We start from the raw sequence: 20,686 nt of genomic DNA on the forward strand, positions 1-20,686 counted from the left end.
AAACTCCTTTAAATTTTTGTTATCAAGCTAATTTTTTTAACGCTTCTTTTACAAGTTCAGCCGTACTCGTGCTAGAACACTCGCTCAAAACTTTATTTATCTTATCTCGTTTAAAGCCAAGACTTTCTAACGCCATCGCCGCTTCGTTTTTATAACTCTCGCCACTAGAAAATTCCATTAATTTTGCGTCCCCTAACTCAGCCACTATGCGTCTAGCTGTTTTTGGTCCGATTCCCGGAACGCTAGTTAGCGTAGCGGTATCGCCGTTAATAACCGCTTTTGAAAAACTCTCACTACTAAGACTAGAACAAACAGCCATAGCTGTGCTAGCGCCGATTCCGCTTAATTTTATCAACATTTCAAACATTTTTTGCTCGTCTGTTTCTAAAAAACCAAAAAGCAAATTTGCATCTTCTCTAATAATCTGAGTTATTAGAAGCTCTATTTTAGCATTTTTTTCGAGTTTTGCACTACAATTTAATGAAATATTTACACTATAACTTATGCCATTTGATAATTTTATCACGCAGTTTGTTGGCTCTTTTTTTGTTATAACGCCTTCAATCGCAACTATCATCGCACCGCCTTTAAAATGTCATCTATCGCTAAATTTAAAGATTTATTTAAACCTGCAAAAATACTTTCTGAGCTTGGATCAGGAACAAAAACGCTTTTTGTAACAATGCCGGATTTTACTTTATTTAGCGAATTTAAAATTTCATATCCTATGGTAACAACGGCTTGATCGCCATTTACTTGAAGTGCGATAAGGCTTGTTTTTAGTTTTAACTCATTTTCATTTGAGATAAAAACAGGTCGTAACTCGCAAGTAGAAAACGCCCCGTCAATGAGAGCTTTATAGACCATTTCGCTAGGCATTGTGATAAATTTAGAATCTTCTACAAACCAAGCCTTGTTTTTATAATCCACAATTAAAATATCGCGTCTATCGACTAAATTTGTCGCCATAACTCTGTCTATAAAAATATTTTTGCGATTTTGGACTCTATTTTTACATCTATCACCGCTAAATTTAAGCTCGTAATAATCATATCTAGCCCCTTGTTTAGCCAAGCAACCCGCCAACAAAAACGCTACAAAAGCCGAAATTATCAATCTTTTCACTTTCTTTTTTCCTTTTTGGTATCTCTAAAAAAGAATTCATAAGGGTTATCTTCAAGCCTAAATAACGCCCCTTGAAATTCCCTTAATGCACGATTGAATTCTATCAAAGTAACCTTTGCTTCACTTAAAGTCGGGTCTAAAATTTGCTTAATATTATAATCGCCCTGCTCTATGCGTTTTGCCATCATACTTTGCGTTTTATTCATAGCGTTTGCGAAATTTGTCGCCGACTTTGCAAATGTGTTGAAATTTTTTAACACTTCGTCTAAATCTTTCTCTCGCTGACTTAAATCAGCTACGATTTTATCGGCATTTGAGATAATACTATCAATATTTTTAAATCTTTCGTCGTTTTGTAAATTTGCACTAAATTTTTCTAAATTTGCCAAAGTTACATTTAGTTTTTCTATATTTTCTTGCGACATTAAGGTATTTATCTTTAAAATCATCTCGCCGACACTATCTGTGATAACTTCTGCTTTAGAACCTATTTTATCTAAAAGCGTTTTGTCAAGCGCAATAATCGGTTTTTCATCATTTGGAGCAAAAAGCTCCCCGCTACCACGAGTTATGTTTAAATGTGAAATTCCGGTTAGCCCCTGTGTTTCGATTTCGGCAACGCTATCTTTTGAAATGGGAAGTTTTTTCTTAACCGAAACTTCTATTTCTATAATGCCATTAGCGACATCGGCAAAATCAATCTTTTTGATAATTCCTGCATTTACGCCTAAAAAACGCACTTCGCTATTTTCTTTTATCCCCGTTGGTAAATTTTTTGTATGAATAAAATATGATCTATAAGCCTCTTTCGGGTCGGTTTTTGTAGCCATCCACCACATAAAAGCTCCAAAAAACGCTAAACAAACCATAACAAAAATTCCCACAATCGTATATGAGCTTCTATTTTCCAAAATTTAACTCCTATCTCGCATTTTAAAAAGCTCTTCAAGCGGATTATTTTCTAAATTTGCAATCTCTTTAATATCGCCTTCAAATGCGATTTTTCGGTTATCGATAATCAAAAATCTATCCAAAATATCAAAAATGCTATCGACATCATGCGTAACCATAACAACGGTTAAACCAAGACTATCTCTTAACTCACAAACTAGCCTATCAAGGGCTCTTGCACCCAAAGGATCAAGCCCCGAGTTTGGCTCATCTAAAAATAAAATTTTGGGGCTTAATGCTAAGGCTCTTGCTAAGGCAACTCGCTTTTTCATACCGCCGCTTAGCTCGTTTGGATTTAGCATAGCATGTTCTTTTTTTAGACCCACTTTTTGAATCCAAAAATTTGATAGCTCGTTTATATCTTTTTCGCTATAATCGCTATATTCGCGAAGTAAAACACCTACATTTTCTAAAACGCTCATCGAGCTATACAATGCTCCAAATTGAAACATAACACCGCATTTTAGCTGAATTTCGTTTCGCTTTTTTTCATTTAAAGCCCAAATATCGCTCTCATCAAACATCGAAATTTTACCGCTTTTTGGCTCTTTTAAATAAATTAGCGTTTTCATTAGCGTTGTCTTTCCGCTTCCGCTTCCGCCCAAAAAGCCGTAAATTTCGGCTTCATTTACGCTAAAACTAACATTGTCGTGCATTATTTTTTCGCCAAAAGCTGTGGTTAAATTCGTAGCCTTGATAATACTCATATCCCAAGCTCCGAAAATGTTACCGCAAAAATGGCATCGATCGCAATTACCCAAAAAATGGCATTTACAACGCTAATTGTAGTGTAAATTCCGATACTTTGCGTATTTCCTTGCACTTCAAAGCCACGCATACAGCCAATCAGTGCGATTATCGCCCCAAAAAACGGAGCTTTTATAAGTCCTACAAAAAAATGTCTAAGCTCGACGGCTTCTTTAAATCTAGTCAAATAATCGCTAAATAAAATGTCCAAATAGGCATTGCAAACTATCATTTGCGCTAAAATGCTGATAAGATCTGCTATGCAAATGACAAACGGCATTATCAAAATCATCGCTAAAATTCGAGGCATTGATAGAAAATAAAATGGATCAAAGCCCATTGTTTTCATTGCATCGATCTCTTCTGTGATTTTCATAACGCCAATTTGAGCGGTAAAGCTTGATGATGTCCGTCCCGCAACTACGATAGCTGCGATTAAGGGAGCTATTTCACGCAAGGTAAGAGTTCCCATAATGTCGATTATATAGATACTTGCGCCAAATTGCGAAAGCATATCAGAGCCGATATAGGCTAAAACAACGCCGATTAAAAAAGCAGTTAGTCCTACGATAAAAAGCGCATCAATTCCGCTATCTTTGGCAAAATTTACAACTTCTTTAAAACGAATTTTGCTTGGGTGAAGTAGCATTTGAAAGAATTTAATCACAAATTCGCCCAAAAATGTCGCCAAATTTAGTAAATTTGAAATTCCCAAAACTACGCTTCGTCCGATTTGAGAAAAAATATTTTCACTATTTTTTTGTGGAATATCTTTAAAATCGATATTTTCGTCATTTATAAATTCAAAAATGGCTTTAACTTTCCTGCTTTCATCGCTAAATTTATAAATTTTTCCGCTGAGCGATTTTTTTAGCAAAACCGCGGCAAAATAGTCTAAATCGCTCAAATTTGAAAAGTTTAAATTTATATTTCGTGCATTTTGAATATTTTTTTTAAGCTCGTTAAAATGAGCCTGTTTTAGCTTATAAGTCCAGTCGCCGTTAAGATATATAGTAGTTTCATCGCCGTTTTGCAAAACGGAAAAAGGCGAATTTGCCAAATTTACAAACTCCTAAACTTTGAAATAAGCAAAAATTATATTATAATTTGCCTTTGTATTTTATAAAAACTTTACGGATAGGTATGTTTAAGGGCTTTTTTACAAATAGTTTTGGAATTTTAGTTTCACGCATTTTAGGCTTAGTGCGAGATCTGATGACAGCTTCCGTGCTGGGGGCTGGAATTTGGAGTGATATATTTTTTGTAGCATTTAAACTGCCAAATTTATTTCGTAGGCTTTTTGGCGAAGGCTCCTTTACACAGGCATTTATGCCAAGTTTTGCTCACGCTAAGAAAAAGGGAATTTTTGCTGCTTCGGTTTTAACTAAATTTACGATTTTCATACTTTTTTTAACCTTTGTCGTTTTACTTTTTGCGGCATTTTTTACAAAAATTTTAGCCCTTGGATTTGACAAGGAAACCATAAATTTAGCCGTTCCTTTCGTGCGAATAAATTTTTTATATTTATCGTTTATTTTCATAGTTACGCTATTTGCGGCAATGTTGCAGTATCGTGATCACTTCGCCACGACGGCATTTTCAACGGCGCTCTTAAATTTAGCGATGATTGTGGCTTTGATTTTAGCTCGTGAAAAAGATGATAAAACTATCGTTTTATATCTTAGTATCGGCGTTGTAGTGGGCGGATTTTTGCAACTTTTGGTTCATATTTATGCCTTGAAATTTACAGGACTTTTAAAGGTGCTACTGGGCGGTTTTTCACGCCTAAAAAATGGCGAAAAAGCCGATACAAAAGGCTTTTATAAAAACTTTTACCACGGCGTTATCGGTTCATCAGCTTTGCAAATTTCAAGTTTTGTCGATACTTGGTTTGCTAGTTTTTTGGCATTTGGAAGCATTAGTTATTTATACTATGCAAACCGAATTTTTCAACTTCCCTTTGCACTTTTTGCGATTGCGCTTTCGGTTGCAATCTTCCCAAAAATCGCAAAACAAATCAAATCAGGCAACGACAAAGAAGCCCAAAATTTACTAGAAAAAAGTTTTTATTTTTTGCTATTTTTGCTTTTAGCTTCGACTATCGGCGGAATAATGCTTAGTTTTGAAATTTCGTGGTTACTTTTTGAACGGGGCGAATTCACAAGAGAAGACACGATAGAGTGCGCAAAAGTCTTGGCTGCTTTTATGGTGGGTCTAGTTCCTTTTGGTTTAGCAAAACTCTTTTCGCAGTGGCTATATTCGAAAATGAAACAAAAGGAAGCTGCTAAATTTTCTATTCAAAGTTTGATTTTAAATATCGCTTTGTGCGCAATTTTTGTTAAACCTTACGGAGCTGCCGGGTTAGCACTAGCTAGTTCGCTTTCAGGGTTATTTTTGCTTTATAAAAATATAAAAGAATTTGGATTTAATAACTTTTTAGCTATAATTAAATTTCGCAAATTTGTGCCGATTTTAGCCATTTGCGTGGTTGAAATCGTTATTTTATACTTTTTCAAAGGCTTTATAAATGGTTATTTTTGATAGTGTTAAAAGAAAAAAGGTTGAATTTACGCCAGATGATAAAACTTGCGTGAATTTTTATGTTTGCGGTCCGACCGTGTATGATGATGCACATTTAGGACATGCAAAAAGTGCGATTAGCTTTGATTTACTCCGTAGGGTTTTATTAGCAAACGGATACGGCGTTAAATTTATTAAAAATTTTACCGATATTGACGATAAAATTTTAAAAAAAATGAGCGAAACTGGCAAAAGTTTAGAAGAGATAACCGAATTTTATATAAAGCGTTATTTAGATGATATGGACGCCTTAAATGTCCTTAGAGCCGATGTCGAGCCAAAGGCGACCGAAACTATCGCTGAAATCATCGCTTATATAAAAAATTTAGTTCAAAATGGATACGCTTATGAGATTAGTGGCGATGGAATTTACTTTGACACGGCAAAAGATAGCGATTATTTAAGCCTTAGCGGGAAAGCAAACGATTTAAGCCACCAAGCAAGAGTTGTCTCAAATTCAGCCAAAAAAAGCGAAAAAGACTTTGTTTTGTGGAAATTTGATGAAAACTGGTATGAGTGCGAATTTGGAAAAGGTCGTCCCGGTTGGCACAGCGAGTGCGTAGCGATGATAAAAAAGCATTTTGGCAAAAATAAAAGCGAATTTTGTATTGATATTCACGCTGGTGGGCTTGATTTGCTTTTTCCGCACCACGAAAATGAAGCAGCTCAATGCAGGTGCGGAGAGCATAAAAGCTTAGCCAAATACTGGCTTCACAACGGCTTCGTGCAGGTTAATAACGAAAAAATGAGTAAGAGTTTGGGAAATAGCTTTTTTATAAAAGACGCTCTTAAATTTGTCCCGGGTGAAGCTCTGAGATTTTATCTGATGAGTTCGCATTATAGGGCAAATTTTAACTATTCGCTTGAAGATTTAAACGCTAGTAAAAAACGGCTTGATAAAATTTATCGCCTTAAAAAACGGCTTTTTGGCGTGAGTGCGAGTGCTGTAAATGCCGAATTTCGGGCTGAAATTTTATCTGCTTTAAATGATGATTTAAACTCATCTTTGGCGCTGGCAAGTTTGGATAATTTTATAAATTACGCAAATGAATATTTAGATAAAAATCCAAAAGATAAAGTCAAAAAGTCTGAATTTATGGCAAATTTAGATTTTATCGGCGATATTTTAGGAATTTTGCAAATCAATGAAAATGAATATTTTCAATTTGGCGTAAGCGATGAAGACAAGGTTAAAATCGCCAAATTTATCGCTCAAAGAAGCGAAGCAAAAAAAGAGAAAAATTTCGCTCTTGCCGATGAGATACGAGAAAATTTAACCAAAATGGGAATTTCCATAATGGATACGCCAAGTGGCACCATTTGGGAAGTTATGAACGAAAGCGATAAAAAATGAAGGAATTTTTGCAAATTTTAAAGCGATTTAGCCCGTTTTTCAAAGATTTTAAAGTTCAATTTTTCTTTGCGATTATCGGTATGATTTTAGCTGCACTTGGCACAGCCGGGCTATCTTATATACTAGAACCCACAATGGACGGCGTTTTTGTCGAAAAAGGCGAAAACTACCTTAAACTCATACCATTTGCGATAATCGCCATTTTTTTAGCAAAAAGTCTTGGTAACTTTATGCAGACATATTTTACAGGCTACATAGGACAAAATGTCGTTAGAATTTTTAGAGAAAAAATTCTATCTACGCTAATCTACCTTGATATGAGCTTTTTTCATAAATTTAGAACGGGTGAGTTGATGAGTAGGACAATCAACGATGTCGAGCGAATTCGAACTATCATCTCAAATATGATACCTGAATTTTTTACAAATTTAATCACCATAATCGGGCTTTTAGGCGTTGTGATTTATCAAAGTCCAAAACTAGCATTTTTTGCCTTGATTGTACTTCCGTGTGCTGTATATCCACTTTCTCGTCTCGCAAAGCGAATGAGACGCATTTCAAAAGCTTCACAAGAAAAAACAGCCGATATAAACTCGGTTCTTAGCGAAATTTACTCAAATATCGAAATTGTAAAAGCAAATAACGCCCAAAAAAGTGAAATAAAACGATTTTCGGAAGAAAACTACCGAATTTACAGACTAAATTTCAAAGCTATCATTACAAACGGACTAGTTAGCCCGTTAATGGAAATGCTAGGCGGTATCGGTATTGCCGTAGTCATCTACATAGGCGGAAAAGAGGTTATTGATGGGGCTATGACACTTGGTAAATTTACTTCGTTTGTGGCAGCACTTTTTATGCTTTATACGCCGATTAAAAAAGTTACTAGCGTGTTTAATAATATGCAAGATGCAATAGTAGCGAGCAACCGAACTTTTGAACTAATCGATAAAACGCCGTCCATCATCGGCGGAAAGAAAGAATTTCCAAAAAATATAAATTCTCTCTCGTTTCAAAATGTCAGCCTAAACTACGGCGAAAAAACGGCTTTAAAAAATATAAATTTTAGCGTAAATAAAGGTCAAACTATCGCACTTGTTGGCAACAGCGGCGGCGGAAAAACTTCGATTGTAAATTTGATTATGAGATTTTACGATACCACAAGCGGAAATATTTTGGTAAATAATGACGATTTGTGCGAATTTAGCCTTGAAAGTCTGCGTGAAAATATCGGTTTTGTAAGCCAACGCATTTATATTTTCAACGACACAATTGCAAACAATGTTGCTTATGGTAAAGCTTACGATGAAGAAAAGGTTATAAATGCCCTAAAATCGGCAAATGCTTATGAATTTGTAATGGGGCTTGAAAACGGGATTCACACAAATTTAAATGAATTTGGCACAAATATAAGCGGCGGACAAAGGCAGAGAATCGCCATTGCTAGGGCATTGTATAATAATCCGCAAATTTTGATTTTTGATGAGGCAACTTCTGCGTTAGATAATGTCAGCGAAAAAGCCATTACAGAAGTGATAGAAAAAATCAAAACTGATAAAATCGTATTTATCATAGCGCACCGTCTTAGCACTATCGAAAACGCAGGTAAAATCGCAGTCGTAAATAACGGCGAAATCGTAGGTTTTGGCGACGATGAAAAGCTAGTTAGGGAGTGTGAAATTTATCAAAAACTAAAAGGAAATTTCGCTTACGAAAACAAAGATACAAGCGAAAAATAGATGAATTTAATCCGCTTTTTAACTAATTTTTGCTAGAATTTTGCGTTTTTCAAGGATAGGTATGTATTATAAAACTTTAAAAAAATTGCTTTTCAAATTTGACCCCGAAACAGCTCACGGCTTAGCCGAATTTGCTCTTAAAAACGGCGGAAATTTTGATTTTATACTAAATTTGATTTCTAAAAATTTTTCTTATCAAAATGAAGCATTAAAACAAAATATTTTTGGGTTAAATTTTGCAAATCCACTTGGAATCGGCGGTGGCTTTGATAAAAACGCAACGATGATAAAAGCACTAAACGCACTTGGATTTGGATTTTTAGAATACGGCACTTTCACACCAAAACCACAACCAGGAAACGCTAAGCCTCGCCTTTTTCGCTTGATAGAAGAAGAGAGTTTGCAAAATGCAATGGGTTTTAACAACGAAGGCTGGGAAGCTATCGCAAAAAGAGTAGAAAAAATTTATCCTTTTAAAGCTCCCTTAATCGCAAATATCGGCAAAAATAAAATCACGCCAAATGATGAAGCACTAAAAGATTATGAAATTTTAACGCAAAAATTCAAAGATTTGTGCGATATTTTTGTTATCAATATTTCATCGCCAAATACCCCAAATTTGCGTGATTTGCAAGATGAAAAATTTATAAAAGATATTTTTGAAACCATGAAAAGCATAACCGCTAAACCAATCTTCCTAAAAATCGCCCCCGATATGAGTTTTGGCAAAGCGATCGATCTGTGTTCTTGTGCCGTGCAAAACGGCGCAAACGGCGTAATCATCAACAACACAAGCATTGATTATAGCCTAACGCCAAATGCAAAAGATTTTGGCGGACTTAGCGGAAAGCTAATCACAAAAAAATCAAAAGAGCTTTTTAAAGCTGTGGCAAACGAGCTTTTTGGAGAAACGATTTTGATAAGTTGTGGCGGTATCGACAACGGCAAAGAAGCTTATGAACGCATAAAAATGGGTGCTAGTTTGGTTGAAATTTACACAAGTTTTATCTTTAAAGGTCCAAGCGTGATTAAAAATATAAATTCGCAAATTGCCGAGTTGCTCGAAAAAGACGGCTTTACTAGTATCACACAGGCAATCGGCGTAAATGCTAAAAAGGCAATATAATGTTTCCTAAATTTGATAAAATCACCCTAGAAAACGGACTTGAAGTTTATGCGATACCTGTGAATTTAGGAAGTAGCGTTATAAGTGTCGATATTTTTTATAATGTCGGCTCAAAAGATGAAATCATGGGCAAAAGCGGTATAGCCCACATGCTAGAACACATGAATTTCAAATCCACAAAAAATCGCAAAGCAGGAGAATTTGATAAAATAGTAAAAGGCTTTGGCGGCGTAAATAATGCAAGCACGGGCTTTGATTATACTCATTATTTCATAAAATGTTCAAACGCAAATTTAGAAAAATCGCTCGAACTATATGCTGATATTATGCAAAATTTGGATTTGCAAGATGATGAATTTCAGCCCGAGCGAAGCGTTGTTTTAGAAGAGCGCAGATGGCGAACAGATAACGATCCAAGCGGATATTTGTTTTTTAGACTTTATAATACGGCTTTTTCATATCACTCTTATCACTGGACTCCAATCGGCTTTAAAGAAGATATAAAAAACTGGACGATTGATGATATAAAGGATTTTCACGCTAAATTTTATCAACCAAAAAATGCCGTTTTGATTGTTGCAGGAGATATTGAAAAAGATCAAATTTTTGATTTGGCTAAAAAATATTTCGGTAACATTGAAAATAAAAGTGAAATCCCACAAAATCACTGCACCGAGCCGGTTCAAGATGGCGAAAAATCTGCTATGATTTATAAAAAAAGCGAAGTTGATATTGTGGCTATTGCTTTTAAAATTCCACCATTTAATCACGCAGATCAAGTAGGACTAAACGCCCTTGAAGAGTATCTAAGCGGCGGCAAAAGTTCGCTTTTTCAACGAGTTTTAGTTGATGAGAAAAAGTTGGCAAATTATGTTGGAATTTATAATATGTCGGCAAAATTTGAAAATTTATATATTATTTTTGCTTATGCAAATATCGGCATAAAAGCTGAAATTTTGCGTGATGAGATTTTTGATTTAATCGAATTTGCAAAAAACGCAGAAATCACAGATGACGATATGACAAAAATTCAAAACTCTGTTAAAAAAGATTTTATCTACTCGCTTGATAGTGCTTCAAAAGTCGCTTCTATTTTTGGAGATTATATCATTAGGGGCGATTTGGACGCTTTATTTGCCTATGAAAAAGGGATAAAAAATTTACAAAAGGCAAATTTAAAAGATTGTATGGAAAAATATTTGGTTAGAAAAAATTCAACAACGATGATATTAAGAAAGGAAGAAAATGAATAAAAATGTCATTACAGGCTCGATGGTTGCGATAATCACGCCTTTTAAAAACGGAAAAGTAGATGAAGTAAGTTACGCAAAACTGATAAAAAGACAAATCGACAATGGCATAAATGTAATAGTTCCCGTTGGAACCACGGGCGAGAGTGCGACTTTGACGCATGATGAGCATAGAATTTGCATCGAAATCGCCGTTGATACATGCAAAAATACAGGCGTAAAAGTCCTAGCGGGAGCTGGTTCAAACGCCACACATGAAGCAGTTGATTTAGCTAAATTTGCTCAAAATCACGGAGCTGACGGAATTCTCTCGGTCGCGCCATATTACAACAAACCTACGCAAAAAGGGCTTTATCTGCACTATAAAGAGATAGCAAATTCTATTGAAATTCCGGTATTGCTTTATAATGTCCCGGGCAGAACGGGTTGCGATATTTCAGCCGATACAATCATAAAGCTATTTAACGATTGTGATAATATTTACGGCGTTAAAGAAGCAAGCGGTAGTATCGATAAATGCGTGGATTTACTAGCGCATGAGCCTCGCCTTGTAGTAGTTAGTGGCGAAGATGCGATAAACTATCCGATTTTAAGCAACAGCGGAAAAGGCGTTATCTCTGTAACAGCAAATTTACTGCCTGATTACATTGCAAATTTAACAAATTTTGCGATGAAAAACGAATTTTTAAAAGCAAAAGAGATAAATGATGATTTGTATGCGATAAACAAAATTCTATTTTGCGAAAGCAACCCAATACCGATAAAAGCGGCAATGTTTTTAGCTGGTCTAATCGATACGCTCGAATATCGCCTACCGCTTTGCGAACCAAGTAGCGAAAATCTTAAAAAAATCGAAAGCGTAATGAAACAATACAATATAAAAGGATTTTAATGAAAGAGTTTATGAATGAATTTAAAGGAAAAACATTAGTTATCAGTGGCGGAACGCGTGGCATTGGTCGAGCGATAGTTTTAGAATTTGCCAAATGTGGCGTAAATATCGCTTTTACATACAATTCAAATGCAGATTTAGCCAACGAACAAGCTATTGAGCTTGAAAAAGAATTTGGCATAAAAGCAAGAGCGTATCCGTTAAATATTTTAGAGCCTGAAACCTACAAAGAGCTATTTTTAGAAATCGATAAAGATTTCGATAGGATTGATTTTTTCATCTCAAATGCTATTATCTCAGGTCGCGCAGTAGCCGGTGGATATACTAAATTTATGCGTTTAAAACCGCGTGGTATAAATAATATCTTTACTGCAACCGTAAATGCCTTTGTCGTGGGCGCACAAGAAGCTGCTAAACGCATGGAAACCGTCGGTGGCGGTAGCATAATAAGCCTAAGCTCAACAGGAAATTTAGTCTATATCGAAAACTATTCAGGTCACGGCACGGCAAAAGCAGCAGTCGAGGCTATGGCAAGATACGCCGCGACTGAGCTTGGAGAGAAAAATATTCGCGTAAATGTCGTAAGCGGCGGACCTATCGAAACTGACGCTTTAAGAGCATTTACAAACTACGAAGAAGTTCGCGATATGACGGCAAAATTATCACCTCTTAATCGCATGGGTCAGCCAACAGACCTAGCGGGAGCTTGTTTGTTTTTATGTTCTAGCAAGGCTAGTTGGGTAACGGGTCATACATTTATCGTCGATGGCGGAACGACTTTTAAATAAAATTCGGAAAAGCAAATGTGGAATTTACCAAATATCTTAGCTAGTTTTCGCGTTTTACTTGCGCCTTTGTTTTTGTATTTTTTGATTTTAGCAGGAAACAACGACACGAGCGTTCATACAAGTTGGCTAAATTATTTTGCCGCACTTGTTTTTGTCATCGCTTCGGTAACGGACTTTTTTGACGGATATATCGCTAGAAAATGGAATCAAATCACAAAACTAGGTTCGATCATCGATCCACTAGCCGATAAAATGCTTACACTTGCGGGTTTTTTGGGACTTGCTCTCATTGACCGTGCAAATGTCTGGGCTGTTTATCTTATTTTGATCCGTGAATTTTTTATCACAGGATTTCGCACGGTTATGGTTAGCGAAAATATCAGCGTTTCAGCGTCCATGGCAGGAAAGGTAAAAACCGTTTTTCAGATGATAGCAATCGGCTTTTTAACCATGCAGTGGTGGGGCGGTGAAATTCTACTTTGGATAGCCGTCATCTTAACGCTATATTCAGGGTTTGAGTATATTTTTGCTTATCTTAAAAATAAAAAATAAATTTGCAAATTTGGCGAAAATTTCATTAAATTTACGCCAAATTTTATCTTTTTTGCTACAATCACAAGAAAAATTTATTAAAGGTTAAATTTGAAAAGTATTTTATTAGTTTTGGCGATTTTAGGGGCTGGATTTTATTTTTACGGGTTAAATTTTATGCTCGTGCTACTTGCGATTTCATTTTTGATTTTTTTCCACGAGCTTGGGCATTTTTTGGCAGCAAAAAAGCTAGGAATTTGCGTAAATGTTTTTAGCGTGGGTTTTGGCGAGAAAATTTACACCAAAAAAATCGGACAAACAGAATATGCCATAAGCGCAATCCCACTTGGTGGCTATGTCAGCCTAAAAGGGCAAGAAGATCTAAACCCAAACGCAAGAAGCGACGACAAGGATAGCTACACTACCCTGCACCCGCTTGGGCGCATTTTTATACTACTTGCAGGTCCAGCGTTTAACATTATTTTAGCGTTTTTCATCTATATCGCACTTGGCTACATAGGTGTCGAGCGACTTGCGCCAAAAGTCGGTAAAATCGGCGAAAACTCCGCCGCTGCCGCCGCAGGAATTCAGCTAAATGATGAAATTTTATTTATCAATCAAAACAAAATCAACGAGTGGGACGATATATCGAAATTTGTTACAGTCGAACCGATAAATTTACAGCTTAAACGAAACGGAGAGATTATAAATTTAACTCTCACGCCAAAAATCGGCGAGAAAAAAAATATGTGGTTGGAGACGATAAAAACGCCGTTAATCGGCATTTCGCCAAACGGCGAAAGCGTGATTTTAAAAAATACAGGGCTAAATTCGCTTAAATTTGCACTTGATGAAACATACAAAGCTTCAACGCTGATTTTAGTAGGACTTCAAAAGCTCATCACAGGCGTCGTCCCGGCACGAGAAATGGGCGGAATCGTCGCTATCACAGACATTACGGCAAAAGCAGTCGCCTTTGGTCCAAGCGTGTTTTTATTTATCGTGGCGCTCATTTCTGTGAATTTAGGCATACTAAATTTGCTCCCAATCCCCGCACTAGATGGCGGACATATCGCATTTAACATTTACGAGCTGATTTTTAGGCGACCGGTTTCCGAGCGCGTATTTGTCGCACTTAGCTATGTCGGCATGGCGTTACTTTTCGCGCTTATGGCTTTTACGATAATAAACGACTTTTTGCGACTGGGTGGGGCGTATAACTGATGAATTTAGAGCAAATTTGGCAAAATATAGAAACAGCTAGACAAAAGTGTGATGCGTGGGAAAATGTCCGTCTAATCGCCGTTAGCAAAAATGTAGATACTGATGCGGTGGAAAATCTCTACTCGCAGGGGCAAATCGAATTTGGCGAAAACCGCGTCCAAGAGATGAAGCGAAAATGCGAAATTTTAAGCGACCTGCCCCTAAAATGGCATTTCATCGGCTCGTTGCAAAGTAATAAAATAAATCATCTACTTTCCTTACGCCCTACTTTGTGGCAAAGTTGTAATTCTTACGAACTAGCCGTCGCTGTGGATAAAAGAGCAAATTTTACGCTAGATACGCTTTTGGAGATAAATTCGGCTGATGAAAGTAGCAAAAGCGGGATAGAAATTTCACGCGCCGTCGATGAATATTTAAAGATAAAAGAGAGTTGCAAAAACCTAAATTTATGCGGTGTTATGAGTATAGGCGCACACTCGGACGACGAACGCGAAATACAAAAAAGCTTTGAGATCACTTACAAAATTTTTGAAAATTTGCAACCACACGGCGCAAAAATCTGCTCAATGGGCATGAGCGATGACTACGAACTAGCCATAAAATGCGGATCAAATATGGTTCGACTTGGACGGATTTTGTATAGGTAGGAAAAATGGAAAATGACAGTTTAATACGCAATATTGAAAGCGAAAAATTAAATATTATTATCTACGATACGCTTATACATATTAAGCCGAAACAAAGCATTGAATTTGAAGAACTTAAATCAGAATTTCAAAAAATAAAAAGTGAAATTTTAAAAGAACAAAAACCTTTATATTTTGTTGAGTTTAATTTTGATAAAGATTTAGTTTTAGATAGTTCAATTGTTGATAACTTTAATTTTTCAAAATGCAACATAAATTCAATACACTTAAAAAATCATTTGAATTTTACACATACTTTTCAAGAATGCAATATTAAAAAGGTATCTGCAAGATCTTGTTATATACACAATGAAATTTCTTTTCACAATTCAATTATTGAAAAAGCAGACTTTTCATTTGCTGAATTTGACAAAACAGCAGATTTTTCAAAAGCTAAATTTAAACAAGAAGCAATTTTTCACAACACTATATTCAAAGGTCTTGCTAAATTCAGTGGAGCCATATTTACCAAAACAATTTTTTTAGAAGCTAAATTTGAAAATATAGCCAATTTTATCAGTACCAATTTTAGTAGTTATACTTTTTTTAAAAATACTAAATTTCAAGCACGGGCATATTTTTCAATTTCTAATTTTAGAAACAATGCCTATTTTGACAACACTACATTTTCAGATTATGCCTATTTCCACGAAGCAGAATTTGAAGCAGTTGCTTGTTTTTATGGTGTTAATTTTGAAAAATCTATGAATTTTTCAAGCGTTCTTTTTAAAGATTTCAATAAAGCAAATTTCATAAATTTAAATATTGAAAATATAAATTTAGAGAATATAAATAGTGCTGTCGAAGAAAATTACGAAGATGAAAGTTATAAAAAAGAAAGAGAAAAAATTGATAATAATTCAGAAGAAAATGAAAAAGAAAAGAAAATTAAAGAATTAGATTTAAAATATAAAATTCGTTGGGCTAATAACTTCCGTGATTCATTTAGAGTCATAAAACACTCACTTATCGAAACCAACAATAACCTAGAAGCTTCGAATTTCCATAAACTTGAACTTTATGCAAAAGAGATTGAGCTAAAAAATAAAATAACAAAAGAAAAAAATATAAAAGATATAGTAGAGCATTGGCAACTAGGTATTTATAGAAATACTAGCGAACACCATACAAATTTGATAAGAATTTTAAACTTTACAATAGCTATGATTGCTTTGTTTGGCTCGATTATTTTTGCGTTTAATTTAGCAGAAAATAAAATACCAAGATTTGAAATACCTATTTTGGAATGTTATACAAGTACAATTATCATTGGAATATTTTATATACTTAGTTTAAGTTTAGTTTTGTATGCCTATACACACAAACACAAACTAAGCAAAATAGCCGAAGTTAGCAGTTTAAGTTTAGTTTTGTATGCCTATACACACAAATTTTTTAGAACAATTTTAACTTCAATTTCATACCTTATTTTTTTTGTAATGCTATATGCTTCTACTTCATCAATAATACCATTTGCAAATTTGAATTCAGAATTTCAAAATAAATACCTAGAAGCAAATATTTCACAAGCAAATAAAAGTGAAATTTTAGATTTAGTCAGACAAATCAATGATAAAATAGAAAGCAAAAATTCAAATTTTAATTTAGAATTTAAAGATAAATACCTAGAAATAAATATCACAGAAGCAAACAAAACAGAAATAATAAATTTAGCTTCGATAATAAACCCTGAATTTAACGCAACAAAAAATCCAAATTTGAGCGAAAATTTGAGTATTTCCGAACTAAATGAATACAAAAAATTTATAGTTGAAAATAAAGACGATTTATACAAAAAACTAGATGATAATGATAAATTCAAACAAGCCATTTACGCCGATAGCTCACGCGATAAAACGATAAAATGTATCAGTTTTATCTACGCTATAATTCTTGGTCTTTGTCTGTTTTCACTGCAAAAAACGGCAAGGCGAAATTCGGTCGTGCCAAGCTAAAATTTAATTTCCAAGCCTATTTTTTAACGCATTTGCTAGTATTTCGCCGATTTTTTCGTATCCTGCTTTTGTGAAATGAATATCGTCGTTTTTAACCAAACCACTTGCTTTCCATACGCTCCAACCACCGTTTGCTTCGATAAAATCTCTTAAATCAAAATACATTGTGCGATTGGTTTGCGCTAGGCGCATTACGGCATGTCGCACATCGCTCACACGAACGGCTTTTGGGCTAGGTGGCGGCGAAATCAACAAAAACCTAGCACTTGGCTGCGAAATTCTAAGCTTGTCGATTAGCTCTTGCAAACCTTTGCTAAATTTAGCGATGTCTAAATCTTTATCCATAGCATCGTTCGTGCCGTAAGCAATGACAAATAAATCATAATTTAACTCGTCAAAATCCCGTATAAACGCGTCTTGGCTCCATTTACGATGAATATGAGAAAACGCCCCGTTTAACGCACACGAGTCGGCGAATTTTGCATTTTGGGATTTGAAAATTTTGTATCCGCCAAGATAAATATCATCTTGGAGCGTGGTTATTATTAGCGGGAATTTAACGCTAAATTTGGAGTATTCCCAGCTATTTTGCATATTTTGTGAGATGATAAATTCTTTGTTTGTGGCGTCTTTGACATTTAGAATTTCGCCATTTACAGAACCTTTGTGTAAAATTTCAAATTCAAACTCTCCGCTAAGCTGTTTTAGTCCTAAATTCATACTAGCTCCTGCGTTTTGCGCCCACGCCACAACGCCGCAAAGCGGATAATCATCAAAATCTTCAAGCCGTGAATTTATGGTCGTAAAGCCGTGCTGGGAGTAGCTTAAATTCTCGCTTTTTTGAAATCTCGGCATAATAGGCAGAACAAAGCCAATGCTATTTTGATTAAAAAAGTTTTTGCGAAACGAATTTATCGTATCATCACTAGCAAAATGCGAATCGCCGAAAAATTTAATCCCAAAGCCGTAATCGTTCATCGAATAATTTGTCATCAAAGGCATTTGATTTGAGCCGAAATTTACGATATTTATGGCTTTTATGTCTGAGACTTTTATCTGTTTGCTTAAATTGACACAGCCCACCAAAACGAGCGAGAAAATCGCCACAGAAAAAAATCTAATTAACATTTATCATCCTTAAAATTTCTTTTGCTATTAGCATTGAACCTGCTTTTGTTATGTGAATTTCATCGTCTTGGCGAAGTTTTATCGTTTTATTTCCTAAATTTAAATGCGAAATATACTCGCCGTTTTTGCAAATATAATCATCTGTTCGCATAAAAATTCCGCCAAATTTTGTATTTTCTTCTTTGTAAATTTTATTTAATTTGCGAATTTTAGAATCAAACGATTTCTTTTTCATACAAGGAAGCGAAAGCCAAAGCACCTGTGCGCCACCAAGCGAGGCTGTTTCGTAAATTTCATCGATATTGTTTTTGTAAAAATTTATCCACTGCTCTGAGTAAAACTCTCTATTTGCGCCGTCAATGCGTTTGCCCCAAACATCGTTTGCACCAAGCAATACAACAACAAGCTTAACGCCGCCAACTTCGCGCATAGTTTTTTTGATTTCCTTGTTAAAATCGTGATATTTTTTTGTCAAAAGCCCCGTGCTGTGTTTGCTAAGATCAAAAGCCCTTAAATTCGACTTTGGAAAAATCTGCTTTGCCGCTCTTGCGACATACTCCATAACGCTATCGCCGACAAAAATCACCCCGTCGCCTGAATTTAAAGAAATTTTAGTTCCCAAGCGTTTTGGCTTTATACTGGCTATTTTAACTTCCGGCTTTGTTAAATTTACATCTGCGTTGGCTGCTAAATTTGCCGTTTTATTTGTGTCATTTTGCTCTGTTTTTTGAGAATTTTGCGCGATTTTTTTTGCATTTTCACGCAACTGCAAAATTTTCTTTTTATTCTCTTCTAAAATTTTATTTTGTCGCGCCAATTTTTGGTTTTTGGCATTTTGCTCTTTACTTTGGCGAAAATACTCAAAAACTTCTTGCGAAATTTGCGTTAAATTCATATCTGTTGCCATGAAATTTTGCTCTTTTGGAAGCGTTAGAGAATTTAGCAAATTTTCGCAAATTTTTTCGTTTGGATTTGTAAATTCGATTTCATTTTTAAAGCCGTTTTTGACGAATTTATAGGCTTTTGCGCCACTTCCTAAGCACGAATTTGCACTAATCTCACGCAGATTAAAATCGTTGTGATATTTTTGTTCTAAATATGTAAAAAACGATTCTTGCATAAAAAAAAGCGAACAAAGAGCGCAAAATAGTAAAGTCGCAACAAATTTAATCATCAAAAACTCGCATAAATAAAATTTGGAATTCCGCTTGGCATAAATGTAAAAATAGCGATAAATAAGGCACTTAGCACAATCGGTTTAAGCGCGAAAGGCATTTTTTGTAGTGCTAAATTTAGCCTTTCTTTGCCGTTTGTAAATTTGGTATAAAAAAAGAGCAAAAAACAGAGCATAACGGCGATAACAAACTCAGAATATGACAAATACAGCCTAACTTCGCCCAAAGCTTTAAAAATATTTAAAACATCGCTAAATTTGTCATTTGCGAAAAATACCCAAGCAAAACTAACATATAAATAGTTTAAAAACACTGCTAAAAACGGCGTTTTAATCCGCCACGATGAGGTTAAATTTAAAAACACCACAGCCACGCCGTGCAACAAACCCCAAATCAAAAAATTTAGCCCAACACCATGCCAAATTCCTGATAGCCCAAATGCGATTAGCAAATTTAAAGAACGCCTAAATTCGCCGTGGCGATTTCCGCCAAGCGGGATATAGACATAATCTTTTATAAAATTTGATAAACTTATATGCCACCTTTGCCAAAATTCTTTTACATTTTTTGAAATATAAGGCATATCGAAGTTTTTTGGCAACTCAAATCCAATGCAAAGCGCAAGAGCCGTAACAATATCGACATAACCGCTAAAATCTGCATACAACCAAACTCCGTATAAATTTATAGCAAGGAGAATTTGCATAAATGAAAAGCTGTGCGGATCGTCAAAAACGCCCGTTACAAAATCGCCCAAATAACTTGCGATGATAAGCTTTTTAACGGCTGCGAAAATCAAAAGCGTAAAAATCAAATCTGCATTTTTAAACTCTCTTTTTCGCTCGAATTGTGGCATAAGAAATTTGCTTTTGCAAATCGGGCCTGCGACAAGTGTCGCAAAAAAGGACAAATAACAAGCAAGAGTTAAAAATGAAACAATCTTTTGCTCTTTTTTATAAATCGCCGTAAGATATGTAATCGAAGCAAAAGTATAAAATGAAATTCCTATCGGAAAGGCGATTTGTAAATTTATGCTTTCAAAGCCAAAAAACGCCAAAACTGCGCTAAATTCGGCATAAATTTGATCATAGTATTTAAAAAAACAAAGATAACAAATCGCAAAAAAGACACTCGCAAGAAGCGCAAATTTGGTCCTTTTATAATGTATAAAAAAAGCAGAATAGTAAATAAAAGCCGTGTAAAATAAAATAACTAGTAAAAAATGTGGGCTAAAAGTTAAAATAAGTGCGTAATTAAAAAGCAAAATTAGATAATTTTGCATTTTGTAATGATTTTTAAAAGCCCAATATATGCAAAAAAATAGTATAAAAACGGCAAAAAATTCAATCGAAAAAAAACTCATAATCTCCCCATAAAATGAAAAATCGATTATATAAAAATATTCATAATAAATTCATAATACGGACTAAAAATT

19 protein-coding genes and 1 pseudogene are annotated in these 20,686 nt (G+C 35.0%); 12 read left to right on the forward strand and 8 right to left on the reverse strand.

The features are described from left to right. Nucleotides 1-22 precede the first annotated feature (22 nt). The 5 genes from ruvA to PF026_RS03555 are packed head-to-tail and all read right to left on the reverse strand — an operon-like array spanning nucleotide 23 to nucleotide 3,883. Nucleotides 23-577: a Holliday junction branch migration protein RuvA gene (gene ruvA / locus PF026_RS03535; RefSeq protein ID WP_270863786.1), complete on the reverse strand. Its 555-nt coding sequence runs from the start codon at nucleotides 575-577 to the stop codon at nucleotides 23-25. Beyond that, on the reverse strand, nucleotides 574-1,125 hold the full coding sequence (locus PF026_RS03540) for a hypothetical protein (RefSeq protein ID WP_270863787.1): 552 nt from the start codon (nucleotides 1,123-1,125) through the stop codon (nucleotides 574-576). Before PF026_RS03540 ends, ruvA begins: the two co-directional genes overlap by 4 nt. Beyond that, nucleotides 1,122-2,036, reverse strand: coding sequence for an MlaD family protein (locus tag PF026_RS03545; RefSeq protein ID WP_270863788.1), 915 nt, complete (start codon nucleotides 2,034-2,036; stop codon nucleotides 1,122-1,124). The genes PF026_RS03540 and PF026_RS03545 overlap by 4 nt, the downstream gene beginning before the upstream one ends. Before the next feature lie 3 nt (nucleotides 2,037-2,039). Then, nucleotides 2,040-2,783 carry an ABC transporter ATP-binding protein gene (locus PF026_RS03550; protein WP_270863789.1) on the reverse strand — a complete coding sequence of 248 codons (744 nt, stop codon included), beginning with the start codon at nucleotides 2,781-2,783 and terminating at the stop codon, nucleotides 2,040-2,042. After that, entirely contained in the window at nucleotides 2,780-3,883 is a 1,104-nt protein-coding gene (locus tag PF026_RS03555; protein WP_270863790.1) for an MlaE family ABC transporter permease, read from the reverse strand. Before PF026_RS03555 ends, PF026_RS03550 begins: the two co-directional genes overlap by 4 nt. An 83-nt stretch (nucleotides 3,884-3,966) precedes the next feature. Here PF026_RS03555 and murJ point away from each other — a divergent pair, with 83 nt between their 5' ends. The 12 genes and pseudogenes from murJ (at nucleotide 3,967) to PF026_RS03610 (ending at nucleotide 16,948) form a co-directional block, all read left to right on the forward strand. After that, nucleotides 3,967-5,364 carry a murein biosynthesis integral membrane protein MurJ gene (gene murJ, locus PF026_RS03560; RefSeq protein WP_270863791.1) on the forward strand — a complete coding sequence of 466 codons (1,398 nt, stop codon included), beginning with the start codon at nucleotides 3,967-3,969 and terminating at the stop codon, nucleotides 5,362-5,364. Beyond that, nucleotides 5,351-6,757, forward strand: coding sequence for a cysteine--tRNA ligase (cysS, locus tag PF026_RS03565; RefSeq protein WP_270863792.1), 1,407 nt, complete (start codon nucleotides 5,351-5,353; stop codon nucleotides 6,755-6,757). Before murJ ends, cysS begins: the two co-directional genes overlap by 14 nt. Further along, complete coding sequence (locus tag PF026_RS03570) at nucleotides 6,754-8,496, forward strand: ABC transporter ATP-binding protein (protein ID WP_270863793.1); 1,743 nt, start codon at nucleotides 6,754-6,756, stop codon at nucleotides 8,494-8,496. Before cysS ends, PF026_RS03570 begins: the two co-directional genes overlap by 4 nt. 61 nt (nucleotides 8,497-8,557) lie before the next feature. Beyond that, on the forward strand, nucleotides 8,558-9,622 hold the full coding sequence (locus PF026_RS03575; protein WP_270863794.1) for a quinone-dependent dihydroorotate dehydrogenase: 1,065 nt from the start codon (nucleotides 8,558-8,560) through the stop codon (nucleotides 9,620-9,622). Then, the gene (locus PF026_RS03580) at nucleotides 9,622-10,875 is read left to right on the forward strand and encodes a M16 family metallopeptidase (protein ID WP_270863795.1); all 1,254 of its coding nucleotides are present in this window, start codon (nucleotides 9,622-9,624) and stop codon (nucleotides 10,873-10,875) included. The genes PF026_RS03575 and PF026_RS03580 overlap by 1 nt, the downstream gene beginning before the upstream one ends. Next, nucleotides 10,868-11,764 carry a 4-hydroxy-tetrahydrodipicolinate synthase gene (gene dapA, locus PF026_RS03585; RefSeq protein ID WP_270861410.1) on the forward strand — a complete coding sequence of 299 codons (897 nt, stop codon included), beginning with the start codon at nucleotides 10,868-10,870 and terminating at the stop codon, nucleotides 11,762-11,764. The genes PF026_RS03580 and dapA overlap by 8 nt, the downstream gene beginning before the upstream one ends. 11 nt (nucleotides 11,765-11,775) lie before the next feature. Next, on the forward strand, nucleotides 11,776-12,552 hold the full coding sequence (locus tag PF026_RS03590; protein WP_270864025.1) for an enoyl-ACP reductase: 777 nt from the start codon (nucleotides 11,776-11,778) through the stop codon (nucleotides 12,550-12,552). A gap of 15 nt (nucleotides 12,553-12,567) precedes the next feature. Next, nucleotides 12,568-13,104 (forward strand): CDP-diacylglycerol--glycerol-3-phosphate 3-phosphatidyltransferase, encoded by a 537-nt coding sequence (gene pgsA / locus PF026_RS03595; RefSeq protein WP_270863796.1) that lies wholly within the window; start codon nucleotides 12,568-12,570, stop codon nucleotides 13,102-13,104. Between the two features lie 90 nt (nucleotides 13,105-13,194). Beyond that, complete coding sequence (gene rseP / locus PF026_RS03600) at nucleotides 13,195-14,307, forward strand: RIP metalloprotease RseP (protein WP_270863797.1); 1,113 nt, start codon at nucleotides 13,195-13,197, stop codon at nucleotides 14,305-14,307. Then, the gene (locus tag PF026_RS03605; protein ID WP_270863798.1) at nucleotides 14,307-14,954 is read left to right on the forward strand and encodes a YggS family pyridoxal phosphate-dependent enzyme; all 648 of its coding nucleotides are present in this window, start codon (nucleotides 14,307-14,309) and stop codon (nucleotides 14,952-14,954) included. Before rseP ends, PF026_RS03605 begins: the two co-directional genes overlap by 1 nt. A 5-nt stretch (nucleotides 14,955-14,959) precedes the next feature. After that, nucleotides 14,960-15,445, forward strand: a pseudogene (locus tag PF026_RS07955) (pentapeptide repeat-containing protein); the annotation flags it as partial. Between the two features lie 252 nt (nucleotides 15,446-15,697). After that, nucleotides 15,698-16,948, forward strand: a complete 1,251-nt coding sequence (locus PF026_RS03610; protein ID WP_270875713.1) for a hypothetical protein — start codon at nucleotides 15,698-15,700, stop codon at nucleotides 16,946-16,948. A 3-nt stretch (nucleotides 16,949-16,951) separates the two neighbouring features. Here PF026_RS03610 and PF026_RS03615 read toward each other — a convergent pair whose 3' ends face one another. Genes PF026_RS03615 through PF026_RS03625 form a run of 3 tightly spaced genes read right to left on the reverse strand, consistent with a single transcriptional unit; the run spans nucleotide 16,952 to nucleotide 20,533 of the window. Next, nucleotides 16,952-18,076, reverse strand: coding sequence for a GDSL-type esterase/lipase family protein (locus tag PF026_RS03615; protein WP_270863800.1), 1,125 nt, complete (start codon nucleotides 18,074-18,076; stop codon nucleotides 16,952-16,954). Continuing rightward, a complete protein-coding gene (locus PF026_RS03620; protein WP_270863801.1) occupies nucleotides 18,066-19,250 on the reverse strand; it encodes a DUF459 domain-containing protein in 1,185 nt (394 codons plus the stop codon). The genes PF026_RS03615 and PF026_RS03620 overlap by 11 nt, the downstream gene beginning before the upstream one ends. Continuing rightward, complete coding sequence (locus PF026_RS03625) at nucleotides 19,250-20,533, reverse strand: MBOAT family O-acyltransferase (protein ID WP_270863802.1); 1,284 nt, start codon at nucleotides 20,531-20,533, stop codon at nucleotides 19,250-19,252. The genes PF026_RS03620 and PF026_RS03625 overlap by 1 nt, the downstream gene beginning before the upstream one ends. Nucleotides 20,534-20,686 lie beyond the last annotated feature (153 nt).

The sequence above is a fragment of the Campylobacter sp. CS_NA3 genome, assembly GCF_027797495.1.
Taxonomy (GTDB): Bacteria; Campylobacterota; Campylobacteria; order Campylobacterales; family Campylobacteraceae; genus Campylobacter_B.

Bases quoted from the DNA above. Each gene is read 5' to 3' on its own strand.
- PF026_RS03575 (WP_270863794.1), top strand. From the start codon at position 8,558: ATGTATTATAAAACTTTAAAAAAATTGCTTTTCAAATTTGACCCCGAA.
- PF026_RS03605 (WP_270863798.1), top strand. From the start codon at position 14,307: ATGAATTTAGAGCAAATTTGGCAAAATATAGAAACAGCTAGACAAAAG.
- PF026_RS03590 (WP_270864025.1), top strand. From the start codon at position 11,776: ATGAATGAATTTAAAGGAAAAACATTAGTTATCAGTGGCGGAACGCGT.
- PF026_RS03570 (WP_270863793.1), top strand. From the start codon at position 6,754: ATGAAGGAATTTTTGCAAATTTTAAAGCGATTTAGCCCGTTTTTCAAA.
- PF026_RS03615 (WP_270863800.1), bottom strand. From the start codon at position 18,076: ATGTTAATTAGATTTTTTTCTGTGGCGATTTTCTCGCTCGTTTTGGTG.
- PF026_RS03580 (WP_270863795.1), top strand. From the start codon at position 9,622: ATGTTTCCTAAATTTGATAAAATCACCCTAGAAAACGGACTTGAAGTT.
- PF026_RS03625 (WP_270863802.1), bottom strand. From the start codon at position 20,533: ATGCAAAATTATCTAATTTTGCTTTTTAATTACGCACTTATTTTAACT.
- cysS (WP_270863792.1), top strand. From the start codon at position 5,351: ATGGTTATTTTTGATAGTGTTAAAAGAAAAAAGGTTGAATTTACGCCA.
- murJ (WP_270863791.1), top strand. From the start codon at position 3,967: ATGTTTAAGGGCTTTTTTACAAATAGTTTTGGAATTTTAGTTTCACGC.
- PF026_RS03550 (WP_270863789.1), bottom strand. From the start codon at position 2,783: ATGAGTATTATCAAGGCTACGAATTTAACCACAGCTTTTGGCGAAAAA.
- PF026_RS03610 (WP_270875713.1), top strand. From the start codon at position 15,698: ATGAATTTTTCAAGCGTTCTTTTTAAAGATTTCAATAAAGCAAATTTC.
- pgsA (WP_270863796.1), top strand. From the start codon at position 12,568: ATGTGGAATTTACCAAATATCTTAGCTAGTTTTCGCGTTTTACTTGCG.
- ruvA (WP_270863786.1), bottom strand. From the start codon at position 577: ATGATAGTTGCGATTGAAGGCGTTATAACAAAAAAAGAGCCAACAAAC.
- dapA (WP_270861410.1), top strand. From the start codon at position 10,868: ATGAATAAAAATGTCATTACAGGCTCGATGGTTGCGATAATCACGCCT.
- PF026_RS03620 (WP_270863801.1), bottom strand. From the start codon at position 19,250: ATGATTAAATTTGTTGCGACTTTACTATTTTGCGCTCTTTGTTCGCTT.